The organism is Conexibacter sp. W3-3-2 (genome assembly GCF_009707605.1).
GTDB lineage: Bacteria > Actinomycetota > Thermoleophilia > Solirubrobacterales > Solirubrobacteraceae > Paraconexibacter > Paraconexibacter algicola.
The window spans coordinates 3,211,835-3,229,007 of sequence record NZ_WLYW01000001.1 but is presented as its reverse complement, the minus strand read 5'-3'; the positions used below and the strand labels follow the sequence as shown (position 1 = coordinate 3,229,007).

Genomic DNA, 17,173 nt, shown 5'->3' with positions numbered 1-17,173 from the left:
TGCGCCATCATTCGGCGCTCGTGGTGTCTCGCTTTCGCTCCAGGACGGTGCCGGCGCTCGCGCTGGGTCTCATCGCCGTCGTGACGGTCGCGCCCACGCGCGCACAGGACCCGCCGCCCGGCCCCCCGGCCGCGGTGGCGCTGACGAGCGGCTGGCAGCTGGCCCTCGACCCGGCGGACCGCGGCATGCGCGAGCGCTGGCAGACCGGCGCGGGCTCCCCCGCGTGGCGCGCGGCGGCGGTCCCGGGCGTGTTCGACGCGCGGCCCGTGGAGCAGGACTTCTTCGGCACGGTCGGCTGGTACCGCCTGCGGTTCCGCGCCCCCACCACGGCCGATCCGACGATGCGCTGGGGGATCCGCTTCGACCAGGTCCGCCGCGACGCGCGCGTCTGGCTCAACGGGCGGCCGCTGGGCCGCAACCGCGACCCGTACGTGCCGTTCACCCTCCCGGCCGCCGGGCTGCGCCCCGGGCAGATGAACACGCTGCTGGTGCGCGCCGACAGCCGCAAGGGCGCCGAGCCCCGCGAGGGCTGGTGGAACTGGGGCGGCATCACGCGGCCGGTGACGCTCGTGCCGCGCGCGGCGATCGGGCTCGACGACGTCGGCGTGCTGTCGGACGTCACCTGCCCGGACGCGGCGGCCGGCGAGGAGCGCCCGCCGTGCACCGCGAAGGTGATCGTCGACGGCACGCTCGAGCACCGCGGCAGCGGCACCGCCCGGCCGACCGTCGCGCTGCGGCTGACCGCCCCCGACGGCACGGTCACGACCGGCAGCGCCCCGTCCCCGCGCGCGCTGCGTCCCGGCGAGCGCGCCCGGATCCGCTTCTCGGTCCCGGTGCAGGGCGACGCGCAGCTGTGGCAGCCCGGCTCGCCGCGGCTCTACACCGCGCGCGTGGAGACGCGGCTCGGTGATCGCGTGCTGCAGGTCGACCGCAAGCGGGTCGGGCTGCGCTCGGTCCGCGTGCGCAACGGGATGCTCGAGCTCAACGGCCGGGCGATCGACATGCGCGGCGCGTCGATCCAGGAGGACCTGCGCGGCCGCGGCCCGGCGCTGTCCGACGCGGACATCGAGCTGATCGTCAAGGAGCTCAAGGCGCTGGGCGCGAACGTCACGCGCGCGCACTACCTGCTGAACGACCGGCTGCTGGACCGGCTCGACGAGGAGGGCATCCTCGTCTGGAGCCAGGCGCCGATCTACCACCGCGACAAGCGGCTCGTGACGCCTGCGCAGCGGGCGGAGGCGCTGCGCACGCTGCGCGGCACCGTGATCGCCGCGCGGTCGCACCCGTCGGTGATCACGCACTCGGTCGCCAACGAGCTGAGCGCGACGCCGGACACCACGCCGGGCACGCGGGCGTTCCTGCAGTCCGCGCGCGGGCTCGTGCACGACCTCGACCCGACGCTGCCGGTGAGCGTCGACCTGCTGAGCTACCCGGGCTTCCCGGCGCAGCGGGCGTTCGCCGCCTACGACCTGCTCGGCGTCAACTCGTACTTCGGCTGGTACAAGGGCAAGAAGAAGCACTCCACGGAGCGGCTCGCGGACCTCGAGCCGTACCTCGCGTCGATGCGCCGCAAGTACCCGGACTCGGCGCTGGTGCTGACCGAGTTCGGGGCGGAGTCCACGTTCGTCGGCCCGCGCACGACGAAGGAGACGTACGCGTTCCAGGACGACTACGTCGCCCGGGTACTCGACATCGTCGACCGCTCCCCGTTCCTGGGTGGCGCGATCTACTGGACGCTGCGGGAGTTCGCGGTGAAGCCCGACTGGGACGGTGGCGCGCAGCGGGACGTGCCGCGCGACGGGATCCACAACAAGGGGCTCATCACCTACGACGGGCGCCCGAAGCCCGCCTGGGACGTCGCGCACGACAACTTCCGCGCCACGCAGCTGTTCCGGGCCGACGGCCTGACCGCGTCCGCGCAGGCCGCCGGCGGTGGCGGCGGCGGAAGCGCGGGCGTGCTCGCCTGGGCGGTCGTGCTGGCGATCGTCGCGCTGCTCGTCGCCGACGCGGTGATGCTCCGCGGCATCCTCCGCGGCCGCCGGCGAACCGCATCATCGGTCGCACGACGCTGAGACGCGAACCGCCCGGGAAGCCGCGCCGGTGACGCACTAGCTGACCAGCCAGTCAGTCGGTACTGTCGCGGGCATGGCCGACCTCGACACCCGCACCGACACGGGCGACGCCCCGCTCGACGGCGTCCTCGTCACCGACCGCGAGCACTGGGTCGACGGCCCGCCGCACGCGCTCTTCACCGAGATGCGGGCGCGCTGTCCGGTGCACTGGACAGCGAGCATCACCGACTTCCCGCAGGAGGCGGGCTTCTGGTCGGTCACGCGCGCCGACGACGTCCACACCGTCAGCCGCGACTGGCAGACCTACTCGTCGGCCTCCGGGTTCACCGCGGTCAGCGACAGCCTGATGCCGCTCGAGCTGATCCAGGCGATGTTCATCGGGATGGACCCGCCCAAGCACGACCGCGTCAAGGGGCTCTTCCAGCGCGGCTTCACGCCGCGGCGCATCGCCGCCCACGAGGACGACATCCGCGCGATCACCCGCGGCGTCCTCGACCGGCTCGAGGGCCGCGACCGCTGCGACCTCGTCACCGACGTCGCGCAGCCGGTCGTGTCGCGGGTCATCGGCTCGTTCATGGGCCTGCCGCCCGAGGACGACGAGATCTGGGCCCGCCTGATGAACACGACGCTCGGGGCCGGCGACCCCGACGTCAACCCGGAGGGCCCGGAGACCGTGATGGCGCGCGACGTCCCGGAGATCTTCCGTCGGTGCCAGGAGCTGATCGCCGCGCGCCGCGCGCAGCCGACGGACGACCTGCTCAGCGTGCTCGTGCACGCGGAGATCGACGGCGAGCGGCTCGAGGAGCACGAGATCGTCATGGGGTTCTTCCTCCTCATGGCCGCGGGCAACGACTCGACGAAGGCCACGTACTGCAGCGGCATGCGGGCGATCATGGAGGACGAGGAGCAGCGCGCCCTGCTGCTGGACGATCCCGCGCTGATCCCCGACGCGGTCGAGGAGGCCCTGCGGATGTTCCCCGCGTTCGCGCACTTCCGGCGCACCGCCACCCGCGACGTCGAGCTCGGCGGCCGCCGGATCCGGGCGGGTGACAAGGTCGTCATGTGGTACGCGTCGACCAACCGCGACGAGACCCGCTACGAGGACGCCGACCGGTTCGACCTGCGCCGTCGTGCCGAGCACCAGGCGTTCGGGGCGGGCGGCCGGCACTTCTGCCTGGGTACGGCGCTCGCCCGGCTCGAGCTGCGCGTGCTGATCGAGGAGACGCTCGCCCGCCACCCGCAGATCGCGCTGGACGGCGAGCCGCGCTACGTCGAGTCGCCGTTCGTCAACCAGCTCAAGACCCTGCCCGTCCGGCTTCCCTGAGCCGGACCCGCCCGGCGTCGAACAGGGAGTTGTTCGGCTCCAGCCGGGAGAACTCCCTGTTCGACGGCGCGGGGGCGGGGGCGGGGGCGACGAGGACGCGGTCGCGGCCGGCGCGCTTGGCCCGGTACAGCGCGCGGTCGGCGGCGCCGATCGCGGCGGCCGTGTCGTCGCGCACGGCGGCGACCCCGGCGCTGAACGTCACGTCGACCGGTCCGGCCAAGGTCGGCACCGGCGCGCGGGCGACCTCCTCGCGCAGGCGGTCCACCCGGGCCGCCGCGTCGGTCAGCGAGGCCCCCGGGAACGCGAGCAGCAGCTCCTCCCCGCCCCACCGGGCGGCGAAGTCCCCGCCCCCGAGCGCACCGAGGAGCCGCTCCCCGAGCGCGCGGAGGACCGCGTCCCCCGCCTCGTGGCCGTGATGGTCGTTCACCGTCTTGAAGTGGTCGACGTCCAGCAGCGCGAGCGCCATCTCCCGACCGCGGGAGCGGCACTCGCCCGCGGTGACCGCGAGCAGGTGCTCGGCGTGACCGCGGGTCGCCAGCGCGGTCAGCGCGTCGACGTTCGCGTCCTGCGTCAGCTCGATCTCGCGCCGGGCGGCCCGTCGCGTGGCCCACCGCCGGTCGAGGATGCGGCGCAGCCGCGCGACCAGCTCGCGCGGGTCCTGCGCCTTGCGGACGAAGTCGTCGGCACCGTCGACGAATGCCCGCTCGAGGTGCCCGATCCCGTCCATCGAGGTGAGGAAGACGACCGGCAGCTCGGCGGTCGCGGGCCGGTCGCGCAGGCGCTCGAGGAGCGTGAAGCCGTCGGCCTGCGGGAGGTCGATGTCGAGGACCACGACGTCCGGTGCCGCACGGATCGCGAGATCGATCGCCTCGTCCGCCCGACCCGCGATCTCGACCTCCATGCCGGCGTCCGCCAGGGCGTCCGCGACGAGCCGCCGGGCGAGCGGCGAGTCGTCGACCACGAGCACCCGGCCACCGGCGGCCCGGCCCCCGCGGTCGGCGGCGCGCAGCGCGCCGGCGAGCGCGCCGGGCTGCCCCTTCGGCACGATCGCGTCGACCCAGTCCCGGCCGGTGGCCGCGCGCACGATCGCGGGGTCGTGCGTCGTGACGAACGCGAACACCAGGGCGGCGAGGTCGCGATCGGCACGGACCGCGCGCAGCAGCCCGTACCCGCCCGGGGCGGGCAGGTCGACGGCGGAGACGACCGCGTCGAACCGGCGGTCGCGGAGCGCGGTCAGGGCGGCGACCACGTCGGCGACCGCGACCACCTCGTGGCCCGCGGCGCGCAGCTCCGACCCGTGCACGGACTGCAGCAGCCGACTGGGTTCCACGACGAGCACCGCGCCCACCCCCGTGGCGGTCGGCCGGCCCCGCCCGATCTTGAGCTTCCCGGCGCGGGGGCGTCAGCCGGTGTGCTTGACCGTGATGACGTCGCCGTCCTGCATCACGTAGTCGCGGCCCTCGAGCCGCAGCGTGCCGGCCTCGCGGGCCTTGCCGTAGCCGCCCGCCTCCAGCAGCGCGTCCCACGGGACGACCTCGGCGCGGACGAAGCCCTTCTGGATGTCCGTGTGGATCTCCCCGGCGGCGTGCCAGGCGGTGCGGCCGTGCTCGAGGTGCCAGGACTGCGCGCGGACGCCCTGCCCGACGGTGAAGAACGTCAGCAGGTGCAGCAGGTCGAAGGCGCCCTTCACGACCCGGGTGAGGCCGGACTCGGCGATCCCGAGGTCCTCGCGCATCGCGGCGGCGTCCTCCTCGTCGAGGTCGCTGAGCTCGGCCTCGATGCGGGAGGAGATCGCCACGGCCTTCGCCCCGACCCGCTCGGCGTGCTCGGCGACCACCGCGGGCACCTCGTCGCTGCCCTCGTCGACGTTGGCGACGAACAGAACCGGCTTGGCGGTCAGCGGCTGCACGGTCTGCCCGCGGTCCACGTCGTCGGGCATCGGCGTGTGCCGGGCGGCGCGCCCCTCGTGGTAGCCGGCGATGAGCTCCTCGAGCCACGCCTTCTCCGCGATCGCGGCCTTGTCGCCGCCGCGCGCTCCGCGCACGACGCGCTCGAGCCGCTTCTCCGCGCCCTCGAGGTCGGCGAACAGCAGCTCGGTCTCGATCGTCTCGATGTCCGACGCCGGGTCGACCTTGCCCTCCGGGTGGATGACGCCGTCGTCCCCGTGGCAGCGCACGACGTGCACGATCGCGTCGGTCTCGCGGATGTTCGCGAGGAACTTGTTGCCCAGGCCCTCGCCCTTGGAGGCGCCCGCGACGAGGCCCGCGATGTCGTGGAAGTCGATCGTGTCGGCGACGACCTCGCTGGCCCCGATGACCGCGGCGAGCCGGTCGAGCCGGTCGTCCCCGACGGGCAGCACGGCGACGTTGGGCTCGATCGTCGTGAACGGGTAGTTCGCCGCCTCCGCGCCCGCCTTCGTGAGCGCGTTGAACAGCGACGACTTGCCCGCGTTGGGCATCCCGACGATGCCGACCTTCATGCTCATGCGCGCTTCAGCCTTCCGATGGTGCCGATGGTGGTCCCCAGGAGCGCGCCCGCGGCGATGTCCGTGGGGTAGTGGACGCCGAGCACCACGCGGGACAGCGCCATCGCGCCGGCGGCCGCGTAGAGCGGACGGCCGGGCAGCAGGCCGCGGTACGCGGCGGCCGCCGCGAACGAGGCGGTCGCGTGGGAGCTCGGGAACGAGAGCTGGGTGGGGGTGCGGGTGAGGGCGGGCAGCTCCTCGAACGCGGGCCGGCGACGGCCGACCTGCTGCTTGACCGCGATGTTGACGCCGTAGGCGACGCCGATGCACGCCAGTCCGCGCAGCCAGCGGTCGCGGCGCGGGACGTCGACCGCGGCGCCCGCGGCGCCGATCGCCAGCCAGACCGCTGCGTGCTCGCCGGTGCGCGAGTACGCGTGCACCCAGGGGACCGCGCGGTCCGGGCAGGTGTGCACGCGCAGCAGGCGGTAGACCGCGACGTCGGCCGCGCCGATCGCCCGGCGCGTGCCGCGCGGCAACCGCGAGCGCGGACGGCGACGGGCGAGCTGCATGACCCCGGGGAGGGGCCGGGCTAGGCGCCCAAGCCGAAGCCGACGCGCGGCTCGTCCTTCTCGACCCGCACGTAGAGGACCTGCGCCGTGTTCAGCTTGACGACGGCGTCCTCGGCCTCGGTCTCGAACCAGCTGCCCTGCTCGACGGCGGCGTGGAGGGCGGCGAGCGCCTGCTCGGTCAGCTTCAGTCCGAGCGGCGGCGAGGCGTGGAAGCCGATCGAGACGCGCTTGACGGGGTCGGCCATGTCAGTGGTCCTCCGCGGGCTGGACGATCTCGGTGAGCACGCCGCCCGAGCTCTTGGGGTGCAGGAACGCGACGCGCGAGTTGCGGATGCCGATCCGCGGCGTCTCGTCGATCAGGCGGATGCCGGCGCCCTTCAGCGACTCCAGCACGGCCTCGATGTCGGCCACCTGGTAGGCGACGTGGTGGAGCCCCGGGCCGCGGTTGGCGAGGAACTTGCCGACCGGCGTGTCGGGACCGAGCGGCTGCAGCAGCTCGACGTGGTTCTCGCCGACGTCGAGCAGCACCGCCTCGACACCCTGCTCCTCGACCCGCTCCCGATGGACGAGCTCCATCGCGTAGTGCTGGGCGTAGAGGGGCAGCGTGTCGTCGATGGACTCGACGGCGACGCCGATGTGGTCAATGCGTCCGAACATGCGGGGCGCAGTCTACGCCAGCGACGCCGCGTGCTCCTCGACCAGGCGCCGCTGGATCGCGGTCATCGGCGGGAGGGGACGGTCGTCGAGCAGCGCGGCGGCCGCCTGGGGCAGCGTCAGGCCCGTCCCGGTGAGGATCGAGCCGACCAGCGGCGGGACGTCCCCCGCGCAGATGCCGGTGTCGCAGCCGTGCGCCACCGGTCCATCGTAGCCGGGTCGATGATCCGTTCCGCCGCGGCTGCGGGTAGACCTGCACGTGGCAATGCGCACGGCCCTCGTCCTGAATCCCGCCAGCGGCTCGGTCCGCGACCCGCAGGCGGTCGTCGATCTGCTGCGGGAGAGCGGCGCCTCGGAGGTCGTGCGCTTCGCCTGCGGGGAGGAGGCGGCCGCGGTCGCCAGCGGCGCCGACCGGCTGATCGTCGCGGGCGGCGACGGCACGATCGGGCCGAGCGCCCGCGCCGCCGCGGACGCCGGCGTGCCGCTCGGGGTGCTCCCGGCCGGGACCGCCAACGACTTCGCCCGCGCGCTCGGCCTGCCGCTCGACCTCGCCGCCGCCGCCCGCGTCGCGCTGGCCCCCACGCCGGCGACCCGACCGGCGGAGGTCTGCCTGACCGCCGACGACCGGCCGTTCGTGAACGCGGCCAACGCGGGGCTCGCGGTGCGCGCGGCCCGCGAGGCGTCGGGGATGAAGGCGCGGCTCGGTCCCCTGGCCTACATGGCCGGTGCCGCCCGGGCGGGGCTGCGCGCCCCCGCGATCGGCGTGCAGGTGACGCTCGACGGCCGCCCGTTCTTCGACGGGGAGGCGTGGCAGGTGAGCGTCTCGGGGACGGGCCGCTTCGGCGGCGGCTCCGCGGTCGGGGAGACCGACCAGGACGACGGGCTGCTCGACGTGACGATCGTGCCGGCGGTGAACCGCCGTTCGCTCGTCCGCCGCGCCTACGGGCTGCGCCGCGGCACGCTGGGCGAGCAGCACGACGTGCCGCACGAGCGCGCCCGCCGGGTCCGGGTGCACCTCGATGCCGACGACGACCATCGCGGCTTCAACGTCGACGGCGAGCTCGTGGTCGTCGCCACGCTCGAGGTCCACGTCCACCCGCGGCGCGTGGCGGTGATCGTGCCCTGAGCGCGGACGGCGGCTACCGGCTCGACGACCCGCTGGACGTCGCGACGCCCGGGTTCCTGCGCGCCTGCGAGGCGCTCACGGGCGCGCCGATCTCCCACGGCAACGCGCTCGAGATCCTCGTCAACGGGGACCGGATCTTCCCGGCGATGCTCGAGACGATCCGCGGGGCGCGGCGCACGATCTGCTTCCTCTCCTACGTGTACTGGTCCGGCGACATCGCGCACGACGTCGCGCACGCGCTGGCCGACCGGGCGCGCGCCGGCGTCGACGTGTGCGTGCTGCTCGACGCGATCGGCTCGCTGAAGATGCCCGGCGACGTGCTCGCCGAGATGGAGGGCGCGGGCGTGCGGATCGAGCGGTTCCGGCCCGCGTCGCCGCTGCGCCCGCTGCAGGCCAACCACCGCAACCACCGCAAGATCCTCGTCGTCGACGGGGAGGTCGGGATGACCGGCGGGGTCGGGATCGCGCAGGAGTGGACCGGGGACGCGCAGGACCCCGAGCACTGGCGCGACACCCACGTGCGCGTGCGCGGCCCGGTCGTGCGCGGGCTGCACGGCGCGTTCGCGGAGAGCTGGCTGGAGGCGACCGGCCAGCTGCTGTGCGGCGACGACCACCTGCCGGACCTCGCGCCGCTGGAGGGCGGCGGGCCGATGCAGCTCGTCCGCTCCCGCGCCACGGTCGGGGACACGAACGCGGAGGCGCTGCTGTTCCTGGCGATCGCCTCGGCGCGCCGGTCGATCGACCTGACCTCCGCGTACTTCGCGCCGAACGCGGCGCTCACCTCCGCGCTGTGCGCGGCCCGTGGGCGCGGCGTGCGCGTCCGGGTGCTGGTGCCGGGGGAGCACGCCGACAAGGACCTCGTGCGTCGCGCGGGGCAGGACACGTACGAGGCGCTGCTGGACTGCGGCGTGGAGGTCCACGAGTACGGCCCGACGATGCTGCACGCCAAGACGCTGACCGTCGACGGGGCGTGGGCGACGGTCGGCTCGATCAACTTCGACAACCGCAGCTTCTCCCGCAACGACGAGGCGACGCTGTGCGTGCAGTCGCGCGAGGTCGCGGGTCTGCTGACCGCGCAGTTCGAGCGCGATCTCGCGGTCAGCGACCGGATCGACCCACAGGCGTGGGAGGAGCGTGGGGTGCTCCAGCGCGCCAGGGAGACCGCGACCCGCGTCGTGCGACGGGAGCTGTAGGAGACTCCCGGCATGCCCGCACCGATCCCGTACGCCGGCGGCACGCTGGACCGCCTCGGCGAGCGCCGCAGCGATCCCGCGCTCGTCACCGAGACCCTCGCCGATCCGCGGACGCGCGCGGTCGTCGTCGGGGACCGCGGCGTGCTGGTTGACGGCACGGTCGAGCTCAGCGGCGCGGACCCGTGGGCGCTCACCGAGGACGGCGAGCTCCTGCACGCGGGCCGGGTGCCGCTGGCGGGCCGCACGCTCGTCGGGCAGGGCGCGGACGGCGACGGCGCGCCGCTGCTGCTCGGCGTCGACGCGGACGGCACCGCCGTGTACGTCGCCGAGGCGGGCCCCGAGGACGAGCTGTCGGACCTCCGGGCGGCCGCCGCGGTGCTGAGCCCGCAGGACGCGGGGCTGCTCGCGTACGCCTCGACGCTGCGCCACTGGCACCGCACGCACGCGTTCTGCGGCGTGTGCGGCCGGCCGAACGTCTCCGGCGACGCCGGGCACGTGCGCACCTGCCCGGACGGCCACCAGACCCATCCGCGGACCGACCCGGTCGTGATCATGCTCGTGACCGACGGGGCCGACCGCGTGCTGCTGGGCCGGCAGCCGTCGTGGCCGCCGGACCGCTGGAGCTCGCTCGCCGGGTTCGTCGAGCCGGGCGAGTCGCTGGAGGCCGCGGTCGCCCGCGAGGTCGCGGAGGAGGCGGGGATCCTCGTCGACGAGGTCCGCTACGTCGCGACGCAGCCGTGGCCGTTCCCGGCGTCGCTGATGATCGGCTGCGAGGCCCGCTGGGTGAGCGGCGACGCGCACGTCGTCGACGCCGAGCTCGAGGACGTGCGCTGGTTCACCCGCGAGGAGATCGCCGCCGCGGTGGCGGGGGATCCGGGCGCGCCGCTGCTGCTGCCGCCGTCGATCGCGATCGCGCGGCACCTGCTGGACCGCTGGCTGGCGGGCTGACGCAGCTCAGGGGGCGCCGGGCGACTCGACCGCGGCGATCCGCAGTCCGGTCGCCCCGGGCCGTCGCTCGATCCGCGGCACGCCGCGCATGATCTCGTCGATGTCGTCGCGGACGAGCACCTCGCGCTCCAGCAGCGCGTGCGCGAACTCGTCGAGCTTCGGGCGGTGCTGCTCGATCAGCGCGTACGCGGCGCGCTCGGCCTCGTAGGCGAGCGCCTGCTGCTCCTCGTCGCGGATCCGGCGGGTCATGTCGGAGACGATGTTCGCGTCGGTGACCGCGCGCGAGGCGGAGCCGGACGCGGTCGTGCCCATGCCGTACTCGTGGACCATCGCGTGCGTGATCTCGGCGACGCGCTGGAGGTCGTTGGCGGCGCCGTTGGTGACCGCGCCGAACACGATCTGCTCCGCGACCCGGCCGCCGAGCAGCACGGTCATCTGGTCGACGAGCTCCTCCCGGGTCTTCAGGTAGCTGTCCTCGTCGGGCAGGTTCATCACGTACCCGAGCGCGGTGCCGCGCGGGACGATCGAGATCTTGTGGACGCGATCGGTGGTGACGAGCAGCTCGCGGCAGAGCGCGTGCCCGGCCTCGTGGAACGCGACGACGCGCCGCTCGTGCTCGTTGAGCGTCGTGTTCGTCTGCACGCCGGCGACGACGCGCTCGAGCGCCCCGTCGAAGTCCGCCATCGTCAGCGCCTCGGCGCCGCGTCGGGCGCAGAAGATCGCGGCCTCGTTGGCGAGGTTCGCGAGGTCCGCGCCCGTGAGACCGCTGGTCTGCGCCGCGACGGTGCGCAGGTCGACGTCGGCGGCCAGCGGCTTGTCGCGGGTGTGGACCTCGAGGATGCGGTAGCGGCCCTCGACGTCGGGCGGGGAGACGAACACCTGGCGGTCGAAGCGCCCGGGGCGCAGCAGCGCCGGGTCGAGCTTCTCGAGCAGGTTGGAGGCGGCCATGACGACGAGGTCGCCGGTGGACTCGAAGCCGTCCATCTCGACGAGCAGCTGGTTGAGCGTCTGCTCGCGCTCGGAGTTGTTGTCGCTGCCGCGGCGCGCCCCGACCGCGTCGATCTCGTCGATGAAGAGGATCGCGGGCGCGTTCTTGCGCGCCTCGTCGAACAGCCGCCGGATGCGGGCGGCGCCGAGGCCGGCGAACATCTCCACGAACGAGGAGGCGCTCTGGGCGAAGAACTGGGCGCCGGACTCGTGCGCGACCGCCTTGGCCAGCAGCGTCTTGCCGGTGCCGGGGGGCCCGTGCAGCAGCACGCCCTTGGGCACGGTCGCCCCGAGCTTCTTGAACCGCTTCGGGTCGCGCAGGAAGTCGACGACCTCCATGAGCTCGGCCTTCGCCTCGTCCGCGCCGGCGATCTCGTCCCAGCCGACCTTGAGCTTCGCCTGCGGCTTGATCTGGACCGGCTTGGTCCGCGGCATCATCTTCAGCGTCCGCCACAGGACGTAGACGATCGCCGCCATGAAGAAGAGGCCGAGCAGGCCGCCCCAGTCGGCGGCGAAGTCCTGCAGGCGGGTCGCCCAGCCGCCGTCGTCGGGCACCGGCTGCACGGTCACGCTCTGCAGCGACGCGACCGCGCTCTGGAGCGCCTCCGTGAGCTTCGTCTTGCTGTCCAGGAGCTGCTGGTCGGTCGGCACGGTTCCTCGCGTATCGGCACGGACGCCCGTCGGCTGGACCGGTGCGCGTCCGGGCTGGACGGTCCCGCGCCCCAGTGTGCCACGGGTCTTCCCGGCCGGCACCCCCTGCAACCTGGGTTGAGGACCCCATCTGCGCGAGCCCCGGCGCCGGGGTTCTCCTCGCGCCGCCTACCGCCGTCGCACGGTGACGCTCTCGGCCCCACGGGCGGCGCTGACCTCCAGCACGGCCCCGCGCGGGGCGCGGACGCGCAGCGCGACGTCCAGCGGTCCCGGTGTGGCACGCAGACGCACCTGCGTGGTCGTTCGGCGCACGCGCACCGGACCGACGCGGCTCCCCGCGGCGAGCGGGAGCGGCCGGCCCGCCACCAGGACGCGCAGCACCACGGTGGCGCGGGCCGGCACGAGCACCGTGGACCGCAGGGCGGTCGCGGTGCGCCGGAGGGTCGTGATGGCCGGCGAGCAGGTCTGCGTGCACGGCGTCGTCGGTGCACCCTGGCCGCCGACCGTCGGACCAGGAACGGTCACCGTGGTCGGCGGCGCCGTCACCGTCTGCGTCACGGTGGTCGGCGGCGCCGTCACCGTGGTCGGTGGTGCAGGTGCAGCCGGAACCGCGCGGGCCGCCGACACGGCGCGCGCGGTGATCCCGTCCACGCCGGCGACCTCCTCCACGACGCGGAGCGTGGTCTCGCGGTCCGCTTCGACGACCGTGTAGCCGGTGCCACCGGTCTGGACCGCGGTGCAGCTGCTGGGTCCACAGCGCTCGATCGTGCGGGTCGGGGTCCCGAGGCCGTCACCGGTGAAGGTCGCACCGACGACGGTCAGCGTGGAGCCTGGCTCGGTCGATCCGGTCAGTTCGGGCAGCGCGGAGACGGCGGGCCGCGCCGCCACCGGTGCGCTGATCGCGCTGTCTGAGGTGCGGGTGAACGGGCCGTCGAACGCCGTCGGGCGGCCATCCAGGAACGCCGAGGCCGAGAACGGGCTCACGCCGACCGTCCGCACGCGCAGGCGGCTGCCGGCGTCCCCGGTGGTCGGGACGTACCCGGGCGCGTCCGCGCCCGGGATGTCGACGCAGCTCGATTCGTCGACCGTGGCGCAGCGCTGCCATCGGTAGGAGAAGTACGGCGCATGGCCACCGTCGAGCGTCGGGACCCGGGCGGCGAGCCGCTGGCCGACAACCGGCGTGCCGATGATCGCCGCGTCGGTGAAGGTGCCGTCGTAGCCCGCGCAACGCGGCGCCGTGGCCGGATCGACGGTCAGCGCCCGGCCCTGGAGGCTCCAGGTGATCGTCGGCGTGACGTCCGTGCGGAACGTCACCGTGAACGCGGCTTGCTGACGGCCCGGCTGGAACGTCGTCGGCTGCCCGCGGAACCCCGGGGGAGGGGTGAAGACGTTGTTCGCCGAGATCGCGACATCCGTCGCCGTGGAGCCGGTGTTCCAGTAGCCGAACACCCCCGTGACCTCGAGCCGGGTCGGCGAGATCCGCACGCAGTCGAGCGTCGGCACGATGACCGCCGTCGACGTCTGCGCTTGCGCCGTCGGACTCGTCGCCGCCGCCAGGGCGACGAGCGACGCTGCGACGGCGACCCCCGACCGATCATGGCGAGGATGCTGCCAGATCGTCCCCTCGCGGTGAACCCTTCCTGCGCGCGCTGCGAAGAGCCCGGTGAATGGACGTGCGCGACCGTGAGGAGGCGCAGCTGCTGGCCCAGGTCGCCGCCGGTGACCGCGGGGAGCCGCTCGTCGCCCTCTACCGCTCCTACGCGGGCCGGATCCACCGGCTGGGCCTGCGCACGCTCGGCGACCCCGGACAGGCGGAGGACCTGGTGCAGGAGACGTTCGTGCGGCTGTGGCAGAGCGCCCCGCGGTTCGACGCGGAGCGCGGCAGCGTGCGCGCGTTCGTCTTCACGCTCGCCCAGCGGGCCGCGGTCGACCAGCTGCGCCGCGCGAGCGTCCGGCCGCGGCTCGTGGCGGCCGCGCAGGACGGCAGCGTCCCCGAGCCGGTCGACCCGGTCGGCGGGGAGGAGCTCGTCGAGCGCGTCGCGCAGGAGTTCACCGTCCGCGAGGCGGTGCAGCGGCTCTCCCCAAGCACCGGGAGGTCGTCGAGCTGACGTTCGACGAGGACCTCTCCGACGCGCAGATCGCCGACCGGCTCGGCGTCCCGGTGGGCACGGTGCGCAGCCGCACCTACTACGCGCTGCGCGCGCTGCGGCTCGACCTCGAGGAGCGTGGTCTCGTTGGCTGACCGGTTGCCCCGCACGCCCGATCTGGCGGCGCACGTCCTCGGGCGCCTGGACGGGCCGCGCGCGACCGCGGTCGAGCGGCGCCTGGCGGCGTCGCCGTGCCTGCGCGTGGAGGCGCAGGAGCTGCAGGAGGTGGCGCGGATGCTCGAGGGCACGGTGCCCTCGGCGCTGCCCGCCGATCTCGAGGCCCGCGTGCTCGCCGCGGTCGCCGCCACCCCGCAGGCGGGCGCCCCGTCCCCGACCGCCGACCCGGTCACGCCCGTCGACGAGCTCGCGGCGCGCCGCGCGGCCACGACGGCGCCCGCGCCTGCCGCCCGCCGCCGGCGGCGCGCCGGACTCGCGGCCGCGGCGGCCTGCGCGGCCGTGGCGCTGGCCGCGGTCCTGCTCGGCCGCGGCGGGGACGACGCGACGCCGCCCCTCCCGGTCGAGCTGCGCGCCCAGCTGCGTCCTGCCGCGGGCGGCCCGCTCTCCGCGGACCTCGTCGTGCGGCGCGGCGAGACCGGCCGGGTCGTGACGCTGCGCTCCTCGACGCTCCCGGCGCTGCCGAAGGGCGTCTACTACGAGCTGTGGTTCGTCGGGCCGGACGACCGGCCGGGAGCGCCGCAGCGGATCTCCGCCGGGACGTTCCACCCCGACGCGGCCGGGGCGTCGGACGTGACGTTCCACGCCGCCGTCGACCCGGCGGTCTACCCGGGCGTCGCGATCACGCGGGAGCCGGGCGACGGCAACCCGTCGCCGTCCGGCCCGGACCTCGTCCGCACGAACTAGGCGGTGGTCTCCGCGCCCTCGGCGCGGAGGATCTCCTGGAGGGCGGCGGCGCCGACCTCGAGCTGCTCGGCGGTCGGCTCGCGGGTGCCGAGGACGCGCTGCAGCTCGTGCCCGGGCCGGCGCAGCGCGCGGGTGACCGCGGAGTCGGCGTGCTTCTCGCTCCACACGAACACCTCGACGGCGACCCCGAGCGAGGCGAGCGAGAGCGCCGCCCCGTGCGCCGGGGTGGGTCGTTCCACGAGCCGGCGCAGCAGCGCGCCGCCCGCGACGTTCGCGGTCAGCAGCGGCGCCATCAGGTGGCTGCCGCAGCGGTCGTGCTCCTTGGCCGCCTCGGCGGCGTCCGCGCCGTCGCCCTGCTCGTAGGCGGCGATCGCCTTGTGCTCGACGCCGTGGTAGGCGGCGAGGTCGCCGCTGCGCAGGGCCAGCAGCGACGGGGCGAGCGACAGGACCGCGACCGCGGCCTCCCCGCCCGTGCCCGGCAGGCGCTTGCGCACGAGCTGGCCGGCGAGCGCGGTGGCCCCCATCGCGGCGACGGTCGACGCGCTCTGGAACGGGAGCTTGGCGTCGGGCAGCGCGCGCTTGACGAGCGGGATGACGAGCATCGCCTCGCCGAGCTTGACGACGCCGCGCGCGCCCGGGACGTCCTCGACGCGGCCGCGCAGGCGCGGCTTGCGCCCGGACGCGACGCCGATCGTCCCGTCGGCGCGGCGGATCGCCGCCGACCACGCGGTCGGCCCGTGCACGAGCAGCCCGTTGCCGAGCGCCATCCCGCCGAGGCGGAGCTTCTCCGGGGTCGCGCTCATCCGAGGCGCTCCCGGACGATGTCGGCGTAGCAGCGCGTGGCGTACCCGAGGTCGCGCACGTCGATCCGCTCGTCCTTGGAGTGGATCAGCGGCGCGGTCTCGAACAGGGTCATGTGGCGGTGCGGGAAGAACCCGTAGGCGACGCAGTCGGGGAACGTCGAGCGCCAGGTGCGCGAGTCGGTGAACCCGGGGAGGATCGTCGGGATGACGCGGGTGCCGGGGTCCTCGCGCTCGACCCAGGCCCGGATCGCGTCCATCAGCGGCGTGTCGACGGGGGAGGAGTTGCCCGGCACCTGCTCGGTGAACTCCAGGCGGTAGCCCTCGCCGCCGAGCAGCTCGTGGACGCGCCGGAGGGTCTGCTCGGCGCCGAGCCCCGGGGGGACCCGGCAGTCGACGCGGATCTCCGCGCGGCTCGGGATCACGTTGATCTTCTCGCTGGCGCGCGCCTTGGTCGGGGCGAGCGTCACGCCGAGCATCGGCTCGACGAGCATCGCCAGCACCGGGTCCGTGGCCCGCAGCGCCTCCAGCGAGGCGGTCGGGTCGTCCCCGTCGACCGGCAGGCCGAGCCCGGCGAGCATCGCGCGCGGCCCCTCGGTGAGGTCGAACGCGGGCTGGGCCTCGGCCATCCGCGCGAGCAGCGGCGCGACCTTCAGCAGCGCGTTGTCGCCGATCCGCGGGATCGACGCGTGCCCGGCGACGCCGTCGGTGATGAGGTCGAAGCGGAAGACGCCCTTCTCGGCCACGCAGACGCCGAGGTGCCGGGTGCCGTCGTAGGGGATGACCGGTCCGGCGCCCTCGTTGAGCAGCTCGTCGGCGTACACGAGCTCGGGGTGGTGCTCGCAGATCCACACGGCGCCCTCGGCGCCGCCGACCTCCTCGTCGACCACGACGACGACCTTCAGCGTGCCGCGGGCGGGCCGCCAGCCGGACCGGGCGAGCGCGACCGCGGCGGTCACCTCGGCCGCGGTCTGGGACTTCATGTCCAGGGCGCCGCGACCCCAGAGCATGCCGTCCTCGTCGACGTCCCCGGACCACGGGTCGCGCTGCCACTCGGCCGGGTTGGCGAGCACGGTGTCCATGTGGGAGAGCAGGCAGAGCGTCGGGCCGTCCTGGGCGCCGCGCAGGGTGGCGACGAGGTTCGGCCGGTCCTCCAGGCGCCCGACGAGCGTGACCTCGAAGCCGGCGTCCTGCAGGAGCCGGGCGGTGTGCTCCTGTGCCGCGCGCTCGGCGCCCGGCGGGTTCACCGTGTTGAACCGGATCAGCGTCTGGAGCAGCGTGGTCGCCTCCTGCTGCAGCTGCTCGGCGGCGGAGGAGGTCTGGGCGTCGGGCATCGCTGTCGATGCTACCCCCGCCGACCGGGCGTCCCGACCGTTC

The 17,173-nt window shown here is 74.8% G+C and carries 18 protein-coding genes; 8 read left to right on the top strand and 10 right to left on the bottom strand.

The window, feature by feature from the left end:
• The first annotated feature begins 20 nt into the window (after positions 1-20).
• Both GKE82_RS15700 and GKE82_RS15695 read left to right on the top strand, forming a co-directional pair.
• Entirely contained in the window at positions 21-2,072 is a 2,052-nt protein-coding gene (locus GKE82_RS15700) for a glycoside hydrolase family 2 protein (protein ID WP_154733928.1), read from the top strand.
• A gap of 73 nt (positions 2,073-2,145) precedes the next feature.
• Entirely contained in the window at positions 2,146-3,396 is a 1,251-nt protein-coding gene (locus tag GKE82_RS15695; protein WP_154733927.1) for a cytochrome P450, read from the top strand.
• Here the strand turns inward: GKE82_RS15695 and GKE82_RS15690 are convergent.
• The 6 genes from GKE82_RS15690 to GKE82_RS15665 form a co-directional block, all read right to left on the bottom strand.
• Complete coding sequence (locus GKE82_RS15690) at positions 3,368-4,735, bottom strand: diguanylate cyclase (protein WP_154733926.1); 1,368 nt, start codon at positions 4,733-4,735, stop codon at positions 3,368-3,370. The genes GKE82_RS15695 and GKE82_RS15690 overlap by 29 nt on opposite strands.
• Before the next feature lie 63 nt (positions 4,736-4,798).
• Entirely contained in the window at positions 4,799-5,881 is a 1,083-nt protein-coding gene (gene ychF, locus GKE82_RS15685; protein ID WP_230316185.1) for a redox-regulated ATPase YchF, read from the bottom strand.
• The gene (locus GKE82_RS15680) at positions 5,878-6,429 is read right to left on the bottom strand and encodes a phosphatase PAP2 family protein (RefSeq protein ID WP_154733925.1); all 552 of its coding nucleotides are present in this window, start codon (positions 6,427-6,429) and stop codon (positions 5,878-5,880) included. The genes ychF and GKE82_RS15680 overlap by 4 nt, the downstream gene beginning before the upstream one ends.
• 20 nt (positions 6,430-6,449) lie before the next feature.
• Positions 6,450-6,674 (bottom strand): hypothetical protein, encoded by a 225-nt coding sequence (locus GKE82_RS15675; protein WP_107567900.1) that lies wholly within the window; start codon positions 6,672-6,674, stop codon positions 6,450-6,452.
• Position 6,675: 1 nt separating this feature from the next.
• Positions 6,676-7,086 (bottom strand): methylmalonyl-CoA epimerase, encoded by a 411-nt coding sequence (gene mce / locus GKE82_RS15670; RefSeq protein ID WP_107567897.1) that lies wholly within the window; start codon positions 7,084-7,086, stop codon positions 6,676-6,678.
• 12 nt (positions 7,087-7,098) lie between these two features.
• Positions 7,099-7,284, bottom strand: coding sequence for a hypothetical protein (locus GKE82_RS15665; protein ID WP_107567895.1), 186 nt, complete (start codon positions 7,282-7,284; stop codon positions 7,099-7,101).
• Positions 7,285-7,348: 64 nt separating this feature from the next.
• Here GKE82_RS15665 and GKE82_RS15660 point away from each other — a divergent pair, with 64 nt between their 5' ends.
• From GKE82_RS15660 to nudC, 3 genes are all read left to right on the top strand, one after another.
• Positions 7,349-8,209, top strand: a complete 861-nt coding sequence (locus GKE82_RS15660) for a diacylglycerol kinase family protein (RefSeq protein WP_154733924.1) — start codon at positions 7,349-7,351, stop codon at positions 8,207-8,209.
• 146 nt (positions 8,210-8,355) lie between these two features.
• Positions 8,356-9,402 (top strand): phosphatidylserine/phosphatidylglycerophosphate/cardiolipin synthase family protein, encoded by a 1,047-nt coding sequence (locus tag GKE82_RS15655; protein WP_154733923.1) that lies wholly within the window; start codon positions 8,356-8,358, stop codon positions 9,400-9,402.
• A 12-nt stretch (positions 9,403-9,414) separates the two neighbouring features.
• Entirely contained in the window at positions 9,415-10,350 is a 936-nt protein-coding gene (gene nudC, locus GKE82_RS15650; RefSeq protein WP_107567889.1) for an NAD(+) diphosphatase, read from the top strand.
• Positions 10,351-10,356: 6 nt separating this feature from the next.
• On the opposite strand, the gene GKE82_RS15645 is transcribed toward nudC, so the two are convergent.
• Both GKE82_RS15645 and GKE82_RS15640 read right to left on the bottom strand, forming a co-directional pair.
• A complete protein-coding gene (locus tag GKE82_RS15645; protein ID WP_154733922.1) occupies positions 10,357-11,988 on the bottom strand; it encodes an AAA family ATPase in 1,632 nt (543 codons plus the stop codon).
• Between the two features lie 168 nt (positions 11,989-12,156).
• Entirely contained in the window at positions 12,157-13,491 is a 1,335-nt protein-coding gene (locus GKE82_RS15640) for a hypothetical protein (RefSeq protein ID WP_154733921.1), read from the bottom strand.
• Between the two features lie 164 nt (positions 13,492-13,655).
• Between GKE82_RS15640 and GKE82_RS15635 the strand changes: the two genes are divergently transcribed.
• The 3 genes from GKE82_RS15635 to GKE82_RS15625 are packed head-to-tail and all read left to right on the top strand — an operon-like array spanning position 13,656 to position 14,996.
• A complete protein-coding gene (locus tag GKE82_RS15635; protein ID WP_154733920.1) occupies positions 13,656-14,096 on the top strand; it encodes an RNA polymerase sigma factor in 441 nt (146 codons plus the stop codon).
• Complete coding sequence (locus tag GKE82_RS31510) at positions 14,093-14,230, top strand: sigma factor-like helix-turn-helix DNA-binding protein (protein WP_196189408.1); 138 nt, start codon at positions 14,093-14,095, stop codon at positions 14,228-14,230. Before GKE82_RS15635 ends, GKE82_RS31510 begins: the two co-directional genes overlap by 4 nt.
• 4 nt (positions 14,231-14,234) lie before the next feature.
• Complete coding sequence (locus GKE82_RS15625) at positions 14,235-14,996, top strand: anti-sigma factor domain-containing protein (protein WP_154733918.1); 762 nt, start codon at positions 14,235-14,237, stop codon at positions 14,994-14,996.
• Here GKE82_RS15625 and GKE82_RS15620 read toward each other — a convergent pair.
• Together GKE82_RS15620 and GKE82_RS15615 are read right to left on the bottom strand one after the other, a co-directional pair.
• Positions 14,993-15,799, bottom strand: a complete 807-nt coding sequence (locus tag GKE82_RS15620; RefSeq protein ID WP_107567879.1) for a DUF1385 domain-containing protein — start codon at positions 15,797-15,799, stop codon at positions 14,993-14,995. The two genes, GKE82_RS15625 and GKE82_RS15620, sit on opposite strands and share 4 nt — an antisense overlap.
• Positions 15,796-17,130, bottom strand: coding sequence for a M20/M25/M40 family metallo-hydrolase (locus GKE82_RS15615; protein ID WP_154733917.1), 1,335 nt, complete (start codon positions 17,128-17,130; stop codon positions 15,796-15,798). The genes GKE82_RS15620 and GKE82_RS15615 overlap by 4 nt, the downstream gene beginning before the upstream one ends.
• Positions 17,131-17,173: the final 43 nt, after the last annotated feature.

What these genes read in the sequence shown, in the direction of transcription:
- GKE82_RS15660 (WP_154733924.1), top strand. Translation starts at nt 7,349, where the DNA reads ATGCGCACGGCCCTCGTCCTGAATCCCGCCAGCGGCTCGGTCCGCGAC.
- ychF (WP_230316185.1), bottom strand. Translation starts at nt 5,881, where the DNA reads ATGAGCATGAAGGTCGGCATCGTCGGGATGCCCAACGCGGGCAAGTCG.
- GKE82_RS15615 (WP_154733917.1), bottom strand. Translation starts at nt 17,130, where the DNA reads ATGCCCGACGCCCAGACCTCCTCCGCCGCCGAGCAGCTGCAGCAGGAG.
- nudC (WP_107567889.1), top strand. Translation starts at nt 9,415, where the DNA reads ATGCCCGCACCGATCCCGTACGCCGGCGGCACGCTGGACCGCCTCGGC.
- GKE82_RS15635 (WP_154733920.1), top strand. Translation starts at nt 13,656, where the DNA reads ATGGACGTGCGCGACCGTGAGGAGGCGCAGCTGCTGGCCCAGGTCGCC.
- mce (WP_107567897.1), bottom strand. Translation starts at nt 7,086, where the DNA reads ATGTTCGGACGCATTGACCACATCGGCGTCGCCGTCGAGTCCATCGAC.
- GKE82_RS15680 (WP_154733925.1), bottom strand. Translation starts at nt 6,429, where the DNA reads ATGCAGCTCGCCCGTCGCCGTCCGCGCTCGCGGTTGCCGCGCGGCACG.
- GKE82_RS15695 (WP_154733927.1), top strand. Translation starts at nt 2,146, where the DNA reads ATGGCCGACCTCGACACCCGCACCGACACGGGCGACGCCCCGCTCGAC.
- GKE82_RS15655 (WP_154733923.1), top strand. Translation starts at nt 8,356, where the DNA reads ATGCTCGAGACGATCCGCGGGGCGCGGCGCACGATCTGCTTCCTCTCC.
- GKE82_RS15620 (WP_107567879.1), bottom strand. Translation starts at nt 15,799, where the DNA reads ATGAGCGCGACCCCGGAGAAGCTCCGCCTCGGCGGGATGGCGCTCGGC.
- GKE82_RS15675 (WP_107567900.1), bottom strand. Translation starts at nt 6,674, where the DNA reads ATGGCCGACCCCGTCAAGCGCGTCTCGATCGGCTTCCACGCCTCGCCG.